Source organism: Peptacetobacter sp. AB800, from assembly GCF_047807365.1.
Classification (GTDB): Bacteria; Bacillota; Clostridia; order Peptostreptococcales; family Peptostreptococcaceae; genus Peptacetobacter.
Window position 1 is genome coordinate 1 of record NZ_JBLOUI010000027.1, and the last position, 13961, is coordinate 13961.

The 13961-nt window shown below is 30.0% G+C and carries 16 protein-coding genes and 1 riboswitch; of the genes, 1 reads left to right on the top strand and 15 read right to left on the bottom strand.

What is annotated here, in order from left to right:
• Positions 1-184: 184 nt before the first annotated feature.
• From ACK2WN_RS08355 to ACK2WN_RS08370, 4 genes are read right to left on the bottom strand one after another with little or no spacing between them, the layout of a single operon-like run.
• The gene (locus ACK2WN_RS08355) at positions 185-919 is read right to left on the bottom strand and encodes an ABC transporter ATP-binding protein (RefSeq protein ID WP_416155318.1); all 735 of its coding nucleotides are present in this window, start codon (positions 917-919) and stop codon (positions 185-187) included.
• A 46-nt stretch (positions 920-965) separates the two neighbouring features.
• Positions 966-1967, bottom strand: a complete 1002-nt coding sequence (locus tag ACK2WN_RS08360) for an ABC transporter substrate-binding protein (protein WP_416155319.1) — start codon at positions 1965-1967, stop codon at positions 966-968.
• An 11-nt stretch (positions 1968-1978) separates the two neighbouring features.
• Complete coding sequence (locus tag ACK2WN_RS08365; RefSeq protein ID WP_040410239.1) at positions 1979-2749, bottom strand: ABC transporter permease; 771 nt, start codon at positions 2747-2749, stop codon at positions 1979-1981.
• Positions 2721-3011, bottom strand: coding sequence for an MTH1187 family thiamine-binding protein (locus tag ACK2WN_RS08370; RefSeq protein WP_118549148.1), 291 nt, complete (start codon positions 3009-3011; stop codon positions 2721-2723). The genes ACK2WN_RS08365 and ACK2WN_RS08370 overlap by 29 nt, the downstream gene beginning before the upstream one ends.
• A gap of 268 nt (positions 3012-3279) precedes the next feature.
• Here ACK2WN_RS08370 and ACK2WN_RS08375 point away from each other — a divergent pair, with 268 nt between their 5' ends.
• On the top strand, positions 3280-3897 hold the full coding sequence (locus tag ACK2WN_RS08375) for an NUDIX hydrolase (protein WP_300531007.1): 618 nt from the start codon (positions 3280-3282) through the stop codon (positions 3895-3897).
• Positions 3898-3950: 53 nt separating this feature from the next.
• Here the strand turns inward: ACK2WN_RS08375 and ACK2WN_RS08380 are convergent, their stop codons facing one another.
• From ACK2WN_RS08380 to ACK2WN_RS08430, 11 genes are all read right to left on the bottom strand, one after another.
• Positions 3951-4409: a hypothetical protein gene (locus tag ACK2WN_RS08380; protein WP_416155320.1), complete on the bottom strand. Its 459-nt coding sequence runs from the start codon at positions 4407-4409 to the stop codon at positions 3951-3953.
• Between the two features lie 345 nt (positions 4410-4754).
• Entirely contained in the window at positions 4755-4952 is a 198-nt protein-coding gene (locus ACK2WN_RS08385) for a hypothetical protein (RefSeq protein WP_329999093.1), read from the bottom strand.
• Positions 4953-5287: 335 nt separating this feature from the next.
• Positions 5288-5629 (bottom strand): hypothetical protein, encoded by a 342-nt coding sequence (locus ACK2WN_RS08390; RefSeq protein ID WP_416155321.1) that lies wholly within the window; start codon positions 5627-5629, stop codon positions 5288-5290.
• A gap of 204 nt (positions 5630-5833) precedes the next feature.
• Positions 5834-7087 carry a viroplasmin family protein gene (locus ACK2WN_RS08395; RefSeq protein ID WP_416155322.1) on the bottom strand — a complete coding sequence of 418 codons (1254 nt, stop codon included), beginning with the start codon at positions 7085-7087 and terminating at the stop codon, positions 5834-5836.
• Between the two features lie 69 nt (positions 7088-7156).
• Positions 7157-7345, bottom strand: a complete 189-nt coding sequence (locus ACK2WN_RS08400; RefSeq protein WP_300529068.1) for a DUF4236 domain-containing protein — start codon at positions 7343-7345, stop codon at positions 7157-7159.
• A gap of 30 nt (positions 7346-7375) precedes the next feature.
• The gene (locus ACK2WN_RS08405; protein ID WP_416155323.1) at positions 7376-7579 is read right to left on the bottom strand and encodes a hypothetical protein; all 204 of its coding nucleotides are present in this window, start codon (positions 7577-7579) and stop codon (positions 7376-7378) included.
• Between the two features lie 183 nt (positions 7580-7762).
• Entirely contained in the window at positions 7763-8272 is a 510-nt protein-coding gene (locus ACK2WN_RS08410; protein ID WP_300529072.1) for a hypothetical protein, read from the bottom strand.
• 204 nt (positions 8273-8476) lie between these two features.
• A complete protein-coding gene (locus tag ACK2WN_RS08415) occupies positions 8477-10102 on the bottom strand; it encodes an ABC-F family ATP-binding cassette domain-containing protein (RefSeq protein WP_329999794.1) in 1626 nt (541 codons plus the stop codon).
• 193 nt (positions 10103-10295) lie between these two features.
• Positions 10296-11012 carry a hypothetical protein gene (locus ACK2WN_RS08420; RefSeq protein WP_300529076.1) on the bottom strand — a complete coding sequence of 239 codons (717 nt, stop codon included), beginning with the start codon at positions 11010-11012 and terminating at the stop codon, positions 10296-10298.
• 48 nt (positions 11013-11060) lie between these two features.
• Positions 11061-12146 (bottom strand): lysylphosphatidylglycerol synthase transmembrane domain-containing protein, encoded by a 1086-nt coding sequence (locus ACK2WN_RS08425; RefSeq protein WP_416155324.1) that lies wholly within the window; start codon positions 12144-12146, stop codon positions 11061-11063.
• Positions 12147-12394: 248 nt separating this feature from the next.
• Complete coding sequence (locus ACK2WN_RS08430; RefSeq protein ID WP_300529080.1) at positions 12395-13771, bottom strand: NCS2 family permease; 1377 nt, start codon at positions 13769-13771, stop codon at positions 12395-12397.
• A 69-nt stretch (positions 13772-13840) separates the two neighbouring features.
• A riboswitch (purine riboswitch) is annotated at positions 13841-13941 on the bottom strand.
• Positions 13942-13961 lie beyond the last annotated feature (20 nt).

Genomic DNA, 13961 nt, shown 5'->3' on the forward strand with positions numbered 1-13961 from the left:
TATTTTATTAATTATTTTTTCATCTTTTCGCTTTTTCAATACATTCATATTACTATTATACACAAGTTTTCCACAGTTTTAAATTATTATAATTTCCTTAAGAATAAAAAAGACTGATACATTTCGTATCAGTCTTTTAAACTTTATATCAATAAAACAAATTATTTTATTAAATTTTCATTACCTACACATGTAAAACATCCAGAATATCTTTCTTCAACTTAAACGAATACTCGACATCCCCTATCCTATCTCGATCCACAACAATCTCCATACTAACACTCGATGGCTTATTAGAAATAACGTAAATCCTATCAGAAAGCAAAATTGCCTCCTCAATATCGTGCGTAATCAATAAAATAGTCGACTTAACTTTCTTCCTAATATCCAACAACCACTTCTGCATAGAAGACTTTGTAATCGAATCCAATGCTCCAAATGGCTCATCTAACAACATAATATCATTTGAATTTACATAAGTTCTCATAAAATTAGCCCTCTGTCTCATACCTCCAGATAATTCTTTAGGATACTTATCTTCGTATCCCTCAAGACCAAACACCTTAAAATACTGTCTGACCTCTTCTCTGGCTTCAGATTTCTTCTCTTTTCTAAGGACAAGAGGCAAAGAAACATTGTCTATTATAGTCTTGTATGGAAGAAGAAGATCCTTCTGATACATATAGCTAAGCTTTCCATTTACATCAACTTTTCCACTATCCTGTTTCAACAGACCTGCTATAATATTGAAAATTGTGCTCTTACCACATCCACTTGGACCTAGTATTGATACAAGTTCGCCTTCCTCGACATTAATAGAAATATTGTCGATTATCTTATCTCCATCAAATGACTTGCTAATATTTTCAATTCTTATCTTTGAGTTTAATTCTTTAATTTTATTATCTTCTCTATTCATATTCTCTCGATTTCTTCTTTTTTATTACTTACTGTAATTTTATTATCTACTGAGGTAGGAATTCATTTGTATAAGCATCTTCTGGTTTTAAGTCTTTATTTATTAAACCGTATTCTTTTAAGAATGCTGTATAATTATTCCAAACTTCATCCTTCATTTCTCCCCATCTAGGTGCATCATCTTTATATTTTGATGCTAAGAATTTCTGACTTTCTATAGCTAATTCTTCATCTATTTCTGGAGCGTGTTTAACTAATATCTTCGCTGCTTCTTCTGGATTATCTATAGCGAACTGATATCCTTCTGTAGTGGCTTTCATAAATTTCTTAGCAAGTTCTGGATTATCATTTAATAAAGTTTCATTAGATATTATTACTGGAGTGTAATAGTCTAATCTCTTATCGAACTGATTAAGTGGTATAAAGTTTAAATCAAAGTTCTTTAATTTAGCCTGAACAACATCCCATCCTTCATATATCCAAGCAAAATCAACGCTATTAGTTGTAGCTGTAAAGAAGTCATCCTGTCCTATATCAGCTATTGTAACTTTATCAAAGTCTGCTCCAGTTTTTTCCATAACCGCTTTTATAGCTGCTGTTTCTGATTCAGAACCCCATCCTCCATAGATTTTTCCTTCAAAATCTTTTGGTGTTTCTATATTTTTATCTTTTGGTGATGCAAATCCTGATGAATTGTGCTGAATTACAGCTGCTATTGCTTTTATTGGAAGCGGATCATCAGAAGTTTTAGCGTATGTAACTTCTTCCTGATATGATATACCAAAGTCTGCTTTTCCTGATGCAACTAAGCTCGCTGCTCCTCCTTCAGGTGGCTGAACTATTTCAACATCTAGTCCCTGATCTTTGTAGTATCCATTTTCTAAAGCAGTATAAAGTCCTGTGTGATTAGTATTTGGAGTCCAGTCTAATACTACAGTTACTTTTTCTCCTTTATTTGCTGATTTTTCTTCTTTTTTAGAGCATCCCGAAAGAGTTGTAAGCATCAGGGCTCCAGCAAGGATTATCGATATATATTTTTTTATTTTCATAAATTATCTCCTTAAACATTCCTATTTTTTAAAACTTTTTTTCTTATAATTTGCACTACTCCAACAAATATTAAACTGAATATCACTATAAGTATTGTAGATGCAAATACTTTATCTAATGCATAAGCCTTTTTAGATCTAACCATATATACACCAAGTCCAACAGTTCCTCCTAACCATTCAGCTACAGTTGCAGCCATAACAGCGTATGTTGCAGAAATTTTAAGTCCAGAGAAAAGTTTTTCTATAGACATAGGAAACTTCAAATGTATAAATGTGTCTAATTTACTAGCATTCATCGTCTTGAATAGGTTTAAATAATCCTTATCCACATTTTCCAGCCCATCTACAAAGCTAACCAGTATTGGGAAAAAACATGTAAGTATTACCATTAAAGTCTTTGGAAGTATTCCAAATCCAAACCAAATAACAAGAAGTGGTGCTATTGTTATTGTAGGTATCATCTGTGTTATAAGCATTAATGGATATAAACATTTTCTAATAATATCTACAAAATCCATCAATATTCCCATTAAAAGTGCTATTAATACAGCCAGCATAAACCCAGATATAGACTCAAATATCGTAATAATACTATGATTAATTAAGTTTTCATAATCTGTAAAGAAAACTTCTATTATATCTGTAGGTGCTGGTAAAAGGTACTGTGGTATATCAAACTGTACCACAGCAAATTGCCAAACAGCTATTATAACCAAAAAAGTAATAATTGGATAAGAGGCTTTTTTTATACTATCTGTGGTTTCTAAGTTTGTCCTCAATAGTTAAACCTCCAGCCTTTTCATCTACTCTAGCTACAGTTATTACTCTTTCACAGTTTAATTCAAAAGGTAATTTGTGCATTTTTTTAATAAGCTCGAATACTTCATCGAATTCCCCTTCAAAAGTAGTACTCATTGCACCTATTTCATATTTTAATCCACTTTTTTCTACTAACTCTATGCATGCATCTACTATTTTATACATCTGATCTTCATTTGCATAAGGGCGTAGAGGCATTACTGCTACGTCAGCTATTACCATAATTATCATTCCTTTCAATTTATATTGTCTACCTATTATATTATACTATCGCTAATTTTTTTAATCAAATATTCTTTATACTAAATTAAGATTTATTTTTTTAAGTAATCGATTGTATAACTATAAAAGATTACAAAATATTTTTACCCCTTATAAACTCTGTATAAACACATCAGATATATTTTTATAATTTGATAAATTTACTTTAGTTTTAATATAATTTATTCTATAATAAAAAGTATATAACTTCACTACAAGGAGCGTTGAAATGTTTAATAAACAGAAAGTTTTAGATAGACTTACAAATCATAAGCCCTATATAAATGGCGCTGAATTTATGCGTAAATCTGCTGTTTTTATTCCTCTAGTTAGAAAGGACGGAGAAATTCATATACTATTTGAAGTTAGAGCAAGTAGTCTTAAACACCGGCCATCTGAGATATCTTTCCCTGGTGGTGGCATAGAAGAAGGTGAAACTCCTCTACAAGCAGCTATAAGAGAAACTCAGGAAGAGATAGGCTCTTATCCTGAAGATATTAAAATAATTTCAGAACTGGATTTACTTATAACACCTGTAAAATATATAATTCATCCATTTGTTGGATATTTGGATAATATAGAACATATAAAGTTGAATAAGGATGAAGTAGACCATGTTTTTATGGTACCTCTAAGTTATCTTTTAGAAAATCAACCTAAAAGATATTTTAATACTGTTCAGGTTTTACCAGATCAGAATCTTCCTTTTGATTTGATTCCTGGGGAGAAAAATTATAAGTTTGAAAATGGAAAATCTCAGGTTCTATTCTATAAATATAAGGACTATGTTATTTGGGGTATAACTGCAAAAATTTTATATAACTTTTTAGAATTTTTCAAAGACTAAAAAAAGGGATTATCACACTTAATTTCTGTGATAATCCCTTTTTATTTCGTTTTTTATGCAACTAAATGTTTTTCTACTGTTTTTTCATAGTTTATTCCAGCAAGTAAGAATGATGCTGCTGATACTGAAAGTGAAAGACCTATTGCAAGGTATATTACAACTAGTGGTACTCCACTTATAAGGTTAAACGCTCTTAATGATATACCCATAGTCATCATAAATGCCATTATCATATATCCTTTTTTATCAAAGAATGCGAATAAACAAGGTTCTTCATTTTCCATGTTAACTATTCTTTTAGAATGTTTATTAAACATTTTGTAAAATACTTTTGAGAAGAATATTGTAAATCCTATAAGCCCAAGTATTATAGCTACTTCTTTAAGGCTACTCATTACAGCGAATTCCTCTGCTGCTATTTTTAATATATTAAATCCTGCTATAGCCCAAACTGCTCCAGCTATGAAGAATAATGTTCTTTTACTTGCTTTTGGTTTAAATTTTTCTATCATGATTTTTCCTCCTAAGTTTTAATATTTTTTATAAGAGTTTTATTTATGTTTATATTATACCCTATGTTTTTTATTTTAATCATTAAAGACTAAAATTATTTTATCACTCAAATATATTTTTATCAAGAATTTTTTCCTTACCCCTATTTGCAATCTCTGCTCTTAGATTAGTTAGTTATTTCAGATTTTTTAGCGTTGCTTCGACTTGCTTACTTAGTTTTACATCATTGCAGACAAAATTTAATAATTTAATATGTGTTTTTGCAAAAATATGCAAATATGTTGTTTAACTTTCTAGAAATAATCATAAAAAAAGCACCTTAACAATGCTCTGTTAAAATGCTTTTAATATCTTCCGTCTCTGTCACACTCTATTGCTATTCTCTCTTCTTCTAGCTCTTTTTCATATTTTTTAAATAATTTCATTTCTTCTTCTGTTAAATCTTCATTAGGTTTTAATTCATCTACTTCTAAATCCACATAGGTGTGATTTCTTAACCATTCAAGTCTTTCTAATTGTTTATCTGTTAATTCAACTCTCATTTTTATTTCTTACTCTCCTCCATAATCTTTTTTCATATATATTTGGTGTAAATTTCTTCATATATTCACACAAAAAAGGTAAAAAAATAAGCAGTACCAAGACTGCCAGAAAAATTAGAACTATTATAAATCATACTCAATCCCCATAATGTGGAGTTACGAGGACTATTATGAACATACTTTGTACTTGTTAATTTAATAATACACTTTTAATTCATAATAGTCCAATCGTTAAAATCTATCGTATTATAGACAACTATAGATAGATTTTTAAATATCAAATTTCCATCTATAGTATTAATTATATACTTTATTACTATTAAAATCTTTCATAATTATTCAGTCAATCCACTTAATATAGTTTGAATATCTGTTGAATTCAAGTCTGATTTCTTTGTAAAAATAACTATATTCTCTCTTTCAGCTAATAATACCGTTTCCTCATCCATAGAAAATCCTTCTACTTTTGAATAATCTATAGTAGCTACTCTATCGTCTTGAAGTATCGCATTCATAATAGTATCCCCTTCTGTAGCGATGAATTCTAGTATAGACATAGATATTCCTGTTAGTGTATTATAAGTTAGAACATTAACCATATCATTAGAATTTATTGTATGTATTATTTCTAACACCTGATCTTTTTCGCTTAAATTTTGAAATTCTACTGTTTCCATTTTTAAACCTCCACCTAAAAATCTTTAATCCCTTTTTATTATAACATTATTTTATTTATTTTTTTCATTAGATAAAAACTTATCTTTTTTTATTAAATATATTTTTTACTCTATCTAAAAATCCAATTGGGGTAGATACGCAAATAGGTTTTATTCTTTTATCCAGTAGTTTTTTCTTGTTTCTAGCTTTTTGTCTATTTTCTATTATATTTTTAGCGATGTTTTCATTATCACAGGTATGCATTTTATTTTTTCTATATTTTTAAAGAATAGCATCTCATCTTCATCTTCTACTTTAGCCACTTTTTTAGCCAATTTATCCACAAAATTATTCCAATAATTTCCACTATGCGATTCTATCTCATTAAATTTAACAGCAATTCCATCTTTAATACACATATTGTACAATTGCTTTAAGATTTTTCCATAGTCTATCTTAGGGTTTATTTTATTCGTACATATGTCTTTAATAAAAGATAAATCGTGATTAATTTCAATATCATCAGAATATTTCGTAATAAATACCCATTCAAGCGCTCTCATAGCTGCTACAAGTTCTCCCGATATATTCTTTTTACCCGTTATATCTCTTTCCGCATAAGAATATCTATATATCTCTTTATCGTTTTCAATAACTACAAATGCTGCACCGTATTTTTTCGTAGCCTCGCAGTATGATCCATCTGTGTATATTTTTAATATTTTTTCATCATTTACAAAATCTATATATTTTAAATCACTTAACTCTTTGTTTTCGTTTATATATTCTTTTGCTTTTTCTAAGCTACTAAATTTTTTCATATATGCGCTAGAATATCCGTCAGTCTGCTCTCTTGCTAATTCATAATTTTTGTATATACCTGGTTTTCTTCCTCTTACAACGACATAACACTTTCCTTTATAGAATTTTCCTTCTTCAATATATTTATTGGCATCTTCCAAGTTTTTAAATTTTTTCCATTCTGATCTAGATACACCCTTTACCTGATTTTTAGCTTCTTCTAAAGACTCATACACACCTACCTTCTTTCCATTTCTAACAGCATAATATACTTTTGCTGTCTTTTTTTCTTTTTCTTCTTTAGAAGTTAATAAAGATCTGGTGTCTTGTTTGTATTCTATAGTTAATCTAGGTAATTTTTTAGCAGTTATTTTACTTACATCTGTTATCACTAATGGTTCTTTTTTAACATATTCTTTATCACCCTCATCAAGGTTTTTTATTGTCTTATTGCTAACTGTACTCTGGTATTTTGATTTGTAATATTTATCATCATAATAATCATAGTAATCGTCAATATAATCATCACTCCATTGACCATAGTCACTTTCATCGTCATAGCTTAGATTTTCATACTCATCATAGCTATAATAAGTATTGTTAATATATACTCCATCAGCTCCATTATCCTCGTAATAGTCTATATCATCTAAATACCGCTCATCAAACTCATCCACTTCCTGGATTTCATCATCTATAAGATCCTCAAATATTTCTATTTTTTCTATTTAATCACCTCACAATGATTATTTTTTCTTCTTCTTATACTTTTTATTGCTCCTATATGTCACACCATTTCCTAAATTTGCAGAAATACCTCTTTTTGTGTTGTAAGTTACGTTCCCGACTTTTACTGAAGCACTTACACCCGTCTTACTTAAATTTACTTTTACATGTTTCCCTAAATTTATAGTTTTTCTAAAACTTAATCCCATAATCTCATCTCCTAAAATATACTTTTTAAACTACTCTAAAGTCTCTATACTTTTTATTTCAGATTGATTTATTATATATATACCAACCTCTAACATTGGTTCCTCATCATCATTTTCTGAACCTAAAATCTGACTCCATCTCGCAGAAATTTCTCTAAATCCATACATTGCATTTGCAATATTGATACTATGCGGAATATTCATTTTCATTTCTTTAATATATTTTGTTCTCATATAAATTTTCCCATAGTCCTCACCTTTTTCTTTTGAATATTCTCCTTATAATAAATATTATCATATTTTTATTTAAAATACTAGTTTGTATATAATTCACTTCCCAATAAAAAAATACCTATCTGAGTAAAAGTCATTAAACTTTTATACAAATAGGTATTATAATATCTAATATTTATCTAATTACATACTAAGAAGTTTTTCTTCTATGTATTCTTTTATTGGTTTATCAGCTATTGTAGCTGGTCCATCGCCAAAGAAGTCTATTACTATATTGAAGAAGTTTATCACTAATTTGTTTCCATCTATATAGTATTCGTCCATATGTCCTGGTATAAATACTACTTCGTATTCGTCTTTTGGTAGCTTGTCTTCTAAGTCAGTTAAGTTAAGCTGTTTAACTGGTTCTACCATCATATTTGTGAATCCTAAATCTTCAAGCATCCACATGTTTTTACTCCAGAATCTACTTTCTTTTTTAGTAGGTTTGTTTAATAATTCTCTGTTTGATATTGCAGAAAGTACTTTTCTTACAGATTCAGCTGTGAATTCTTCATCATATAAATATTTCATATTTGGATTATCTGCTATTTCTAAGAAGAATGAATCCGCTATTTTTTCTTTCTGATGCACTGAATCCCAAATGTAAAGCATCATTTCTAAGATTTCGTTTTTGATAACGATTTTGGCCATGTTAACTACCCCTTTTCCATTTAAAATTTTGCCCGTGAACTACTTCACTTAAATTAACCTTGTCTGTATTCCGGTTTATAATTGGAATTTAGTTAAATATTTTCATTTTGAAAATACAACTGACATTACTAGTATAACATAAAATCGTTTTTTTAACATTAAATCATTACTTTAACACACTTTTATCTATTAAATATATACTACTTATTTAGCTTCTCCATACATTTCTTTTAATTTAGTCTGGATTTCTTTGTTTTCTATATATTCATCGAATTCCATTTTTCTATCCATTATTCCACCAGGAGTTATTTCTATTATTCTGTTAGCTAATGTTTCTATCATCTGATGGTCATGAGAAGTAAATAGTATTACTCCTGGGAATTTTTCAAGTCCCTGGTTGACAGATGTTATAGATTCTAGGTCAAGGTGGTTAGTTGGATCGTCTAAAACAAGTACATTGGCGTTAGAAAGCATCATTTTAGAGAACATACATCTAACTTTTTCCCCTCCTGATAATACTTTAGCTTCTTTTAGAGCTTCATCTCCAGAGAATAACATTCTTCCTAAGAATCCTCTTACGAAACTTTCACTTTTTTCTTCTGAGAACTGTCTTAACCAGTCAACTAGTGAGTATTCGCAGCCATCGAAGAATTTATTGTGGTTTTTAGGAAGATAATCCTGAGTAGTAGTTACTCCCCATTTGTATGAACCACTGTCTGGCTCCATTTCACCCATTATTATGTTGAATAATGTAGTAGTAGCTATTTCGTCACCCATGAATACTATTTTTTCGTCGTTTTCAAGTCTGAATGATACATCATCAAGAACTTTTACACCATCTATAGTTTTAGTTAGGTTATGAACTTCAAGCACTTCATTACCTATTTCTCTAGCTGGAGTAAATCCAACGTATGGATATCTTCTACTTGAAGGTTTTATATCTTCAACCTGTAATTTATCTAACTGTTTCTTTCTTGAAGTAGCCTGTTTAGCTTTAGACGCATTTGAACTGAATCTCGCTATGAACTCTTTTAACTGAGCTATTTTTTCTTCCATTTTTTTGTTCTGGTCTTTCTGTAGCTGTAATGCTAACTGACTTGATTCATACCAGAAGTCGTAGTTACCAACGTACATCTGTATTTTACCGAAGTCTACATCTACTATATTTGTACATATCTGGTTTAGGAAATGTCTATCGTGTGATACAACTATTACTATAGAGTTTTCTAAATCCATTATGAAGTTGTTTAACCAGCTTATTGACTGGAAATCAAGGTGGTTGGTAGGCTCGTCAAGTAATAGTATTTCTGGTTCACCAAATAATGCCTGAGCAAGAAGAACCTTAACCTTTTCCGCACCTGTAAGCTCTTTCATTAGTTTGTGGTGCATATCTTTTTCTATGCTAAGTCCCATAAGGATTTTTTCTGCATTAGTTTCAGCATCCCATCCATTTAACTCTGCAAATTCTGCTTCAAGATCTGCTGCTTTTATACCATCTTCTTCTGTGAAGTCTTCTTTCATATATAAAGCGTCTTTTTCTTTCATTATATTCCAAAGTCTTTCATGACCTCTTATTACTACGTTTAGTACTTCTTCTTCTTCGTATTCGAAGTGGTCCTGTTTAAGTACTGACATTCTTTCTTTTTCTGTTATTGAAACGCTACCTGTATTAGGCTCTATTTCTCCTGATAATATCTTTAAGAATGTAGATTTACCAGCTCCGTTAGCTCCTATTATTCCGTAGCAGTTTCCTTTTGTAAACTTAAGGTTTACATCTTTGTATAGTTCTTTATCGCCAAATCTAAGTCCGACATTCGTTACCTGTAACATAAATTTTTATTCCTTTCTATTTTGATTTTTATATTTGCTAAATTTATTATTTTCGTTTTAACTTTAAATAATTCTAATCAACACAATCCCTTATATGATATCTTATATTTCACTTTCAGTCAACAAATTCATTTAACAAAAAAGCAGCTACTAAAACTTTAGTAACTGCTTTACAATCTGGTTATAATTCTTCTTAGTTGAATAACACACATACTTTTACATTTTTAGACTCTGGTTTAACTAAGTTTGCAAATATTACTGAGCTCTTATCTCCAGTACATCTCTCTTCAAATTCTAGCATTAACTCAGAAATATATTCAAACGTAACTCTTTCATCGCCTTCAAGTATCATTATACATTTTTTAGATATAAATTCGTCTCCTGTACTTTCTATATCTTCCATTATTTTTTCAACAGCTGATTTTGACTCGGTTCCATATTCTATCTGAGTGCAGATGTATTTTATATCTTTGTCTGTTATCATTATATCTCTTAAATCTGTTATATCTAAATTAAGAATTGGCTCCTCTGTTATAGATTCTGCCATCATGTCCATAAGATCTGCCACTTCAGATAACTTATCTTCTTCTACTTGTATATATCTATCTATTTCTTCTATTTTTATAGGTTTATCTGTTGAAAAATCAAATCCTATGCAAAGAGTTTTTCTCTCAGCAGCCATAAATCCTATAGCCTTAACTATTTCAACAGCTCTTTTGTCTGTAGAATCAAATACAAGATAAAGTATTTCTATTTCATCAAGAAGCTTTCTTACAAAATCCTTATCTACATCCTTATTTTTATCTATTTTTTCTATAAATGTATGGCTTATGTCCATTTTTGAAATCTTATCCACAAGCTCAATTCCTTTTTCAGATATTCCTATCGCTTTTGATATTTTTCCTTCCATCTTTTTTCCTCCAAAAATAACCTTTTAAAATTTATCCTCTATTATTTTTTATCTAGGGTAAGTATCGTCCTCGTTGCTAATTTTCTCTAGTTTTCCTTGACTTTCAAGCTTATTCATATAATAATGAGAAATCCACGTACATACTCCACATAGTAATAATATAAAGTAGTATACTAAAAAGCTATACATAATAACAGCATATCCTATATATTTTTTAGGGAATACCCCTCTAAATATACCAAAGAATGTAAGCTCATTAGCCCCTACATTACCTGGAGTAGGTATAGGTGATATTGTCATATAAATCAATACCTGTAATGAGAATAACAGGTAAAAACTAGCTCCAGCCAGTTTTGATGCCTTATATATACAGAAAACTATACTGAAGTATATAAAAAGTTGTAAAAACGTTAAAATCAACGTAATCATCAAGGATTTAACGTCTGTTATATACATTAATATAGACTTATTAAATTCGTCGATGTAATTATAGCATCTTTCATTCTTTCCTCTTAAAAATCTAAATACTCTAAATCGTCCAAGTCCGTTTATTACTATATCGGCAAATTTCTTCATAAACTTAGGACTAAGTACTATCATAAGTCCGCCAAGTATGGTAACTAAGTTCATTACCATACCTATAGCTAAAAGCATTATTATATGTCTATACTTAGATACAATCATCGCCTTGTTTAAGAATATTATAACACCACATATTATAGTAACAACTGTCTGGAATAATACAGTTTTATTAGTAACTATCGCAACTGCTTTACTAAGCCCAATTCCATATCTATTCATAACGTAAATCTGCATAGGTTGGCTTCCTGATGCAAATGGTGTAACTAGATTGTAATAAAGTCCCATTGTTCCCATCTGAAGACCTATAGTCCTCTTCTTTTTATCTTTTTCTACTGAGTTTATAATAGCTTGAAAAACAGCCGTTTCTAAAATTATATAAATTACAACTAATCCCATTCCCATAAATAAGAATTTCTTATCTACAAACGCAATTACATCCGGTATTCTCCTATAATCGACCGTTGTAGATATTATATACAATGTAAATCCAATTAAGAACAGAAGAAATCCGTACTGTGCTATCTTCTTTTCTTTGCTTGTCAATTTTCTCATAACCTTTAGTCCCCTTTATTTAGTCCCACAATATATTAGTATACATTTTTAAACTGCTTTTGAAAACATTTTATTCAATTTTATTACTTCTACTATTACTATTATATTTTATTTTACTTAAGATTTTCTAAAAGTTATCAAAAATTCATCTAATAATCATACATATTTTTTATAAAGCATTAAAAAAGGACCATCGCATTAAAAGTTCTTAACACGATAGTCCTAAATTATCATTATTTATCTAATTATTACATAAATATCAGTTTAAGCGCGAATAATATTGCTAATATTATTACTACAACAGATATTTTCTTTCTTTCCTCTTTTTTAGCTATTAAGTTGTATACTACGTTTACTAAAACGTATGATAAAACACCTAATGTTAAACCATCACCTATACTGTAAGTTAATGGCATACCTGCTATTGTTATGAATGCTGGTAAACCTTCAGTTATATCGCTGAAATCTATATCAACTACTGAAGATAACATTAAGTATCCAACATATATTAAAGCTGGTGCAGTTGCACAGCTTGGTATAGCTATAAATATTGGTGAGAAGAACATTGCTACTAGGAATAATACACCAGCTGTTATAGCTGTCCATCCAGTTCTTCCTCCTTCAAGTACACCTGTTGAACTTTCAACGAATGTAGTAACTGTAGAAACACCCATTAAAGCCCCTGCTGTTGTAGCAAGTGAGTCAGCTAATAATGCTCTACCTGCATTTGGAACATTACCTTCTTCATCAAGCATACCAGCTTTTGAAGAAACACCTACTAATGTACCAACTGTATCGAAGAAGTCAACGAATAAGAATGTACAAACTATTCCTATGAATGATCCTATATTAGCAGGATGAGTCATATAGCTGAAATCTACTTTTCCTGCTATTGGAGCCATACTTTCAAATTTGAATATTCCTGTTGGAAGATATATTCCTAATTCCCGTGCATGTGCAGGGTTCATCATTGCATATCCCCAAGCTAAAAGTGAACTTACAACTATTCCTATAAGTATTGAACCTTTAACACCTCTTTTATCAAGAACTGCTATAAGCACTAAACCAACACAAGCAACTATAGCTGCTGGAGTAAATTCTCCTAAAGCAACCATTGTAGATTCATTGGCAACTATTATACCACTACCTGATAAACCTATCATTGCTATGAATAAACCTATACCACCTGTAACTGCTAATTTCATGTTTGTTGGTATAGAATTTACTACTGCTTCTCTAACTTTAAATAAAGTTAATATTATAAATATGATACCTTCTGCAAATACAGCTGTTAAAGCTACCTGCCAAGGAACTTTCATTCCTATAACTACTGTGAATGCAAAGAATGCATTTAATCCCATTCCTGATGCTAGTGCAAATGGTAAGTCAGCTAAAAGTCCCATTAAGAAACATCCTAAAGCTGCTGATAAACAAGTTGCTGTAACTAATGCTCCTGCAGGCATTCCTGTCGCAGATAGTATATTAGGGTTGACAGCTATTATATACGCCATCGTTAAGAATGTAGTAACACCGGCTAATATTTCTCTCTTCATATTTACAGGTCTGTTACTGAAAAGTGGAAACAGTCTAGTTAATGGACTATTTACCTGTTCTGTTGTCTTCATTATAAACAACACCTCCTATTAAATTTTAAAAAAACGACATAGCTATCCTGCATGTCGTCATATAATCTGGAGTACTTAATTCAGTATCATAGTCAGCCCTTTTACGGTGGCTGGTAGAAACTTATGACCCATATTGTCAAAATTATATGATTACATTATTAATTTTTATTTAATTTCGTTTCTCCACATT

Bases quoted from the DNA above. Each gene is read 5' to 3' on its own strand.
- ACK2WN_RS08355 (WP_416155318.1), bottom strand. From the start codon at position 919: ATGAATAGAGAAGATAATAAAATTAAAGAATTAAACTCAAAGATAAGA.
- ACK2WN_RS08360 (WP_416155319.1), bottom strand. From the start codon at position 1,967: ATGAAAATAAAAAAATATATATCGATAATCCTTGCTGGAGCCCTGATG.
- ACK2WN_RS08370 (WP_118549148.1), bottom strand. From the start codon at position 3,011: ATGGTAATAGCTGACGTAGCAGTAATGCCTCTACGCCCTTATGCAAAT.
- ACK2WN_RS08375 (WP_300531007.1), top strand. From the start codon at position 3,280: ATGTTTAATAAACAGAAAGTTTTAGATAGACTTACAAATCATAAGCCC.
- ACK2WN_RS08380 (WP_416155320.1), bottom strand. From the start codon at position 4,409: ATGATAGAAAAATTTAAACCAAAAGCAAGTAAAAGAACATTATTCTTC.
- ACK2WN_RS08385 (WP_329999093.1), bottom strand. From the start codon at position 4,952: ATGAGAGTTGAATTAACAGATAAACAATTAGAAAGACTTGAATGGTTA.
- ACK2WN_RS08390 (WP_416155321.1), bottom strand. From the start codon at position 5,629: ATGGAAACAGTAGAATTTCAAAATTTAAGCGAAAAAGATCAGGTGTTA.
- ACK2WN_RS08400 (WP_300529068.1), bottom strand. From the start codon at position 7,345: ATGGGATTAAGTTTTAGAAAAACTATAAATTTAGGGAAACATGTAAAA.
- ACK2WN_RS08405 (WP_416155323.1), bottom strand. From the start codon at position 7,579: ATGAGAACAAAATATATTAAAGAAATGAAAATGAATATTCCGCATAGT.
- ACK2WN_RS08410 (WP_300529072.1), bottom strand. From the start codon at position 8,272: ATGGCCAAAATCGTTATCAAAAACGAAATCTTAGAAATGATGCTTTAC.
- ACK2WN_RS08415 (WP_329999794.1), bottom strand. From the start codon at position 10,102: ATGTTACAGGTAACGAATGTCGGACTTAGATTTGGCGATAAAGAACTA.
- ACK2WN_RS08420 (WP_300529076.1), bottom strand. From the start codon at position 11,012: ATGGAAGGAAAAATATCAAAAGCGATAGGAATATCTGAAAAAGGAATT.
- ACK2WN_RS08425 (WP_416155324.1), bottom strand. From the start codon at position 12,146: ATGAGAAAATTGACAAGCAAAGAAAAGAAGATAGCACAGTACGGATTT.
- ACK2WN_RS08430 (WP_300529080.1), bottom strand. From the start codon at position 13,771: ATGAAGACAACAGAACAGGTAAATAGTCCATTAACTAGACTGTTTCCA.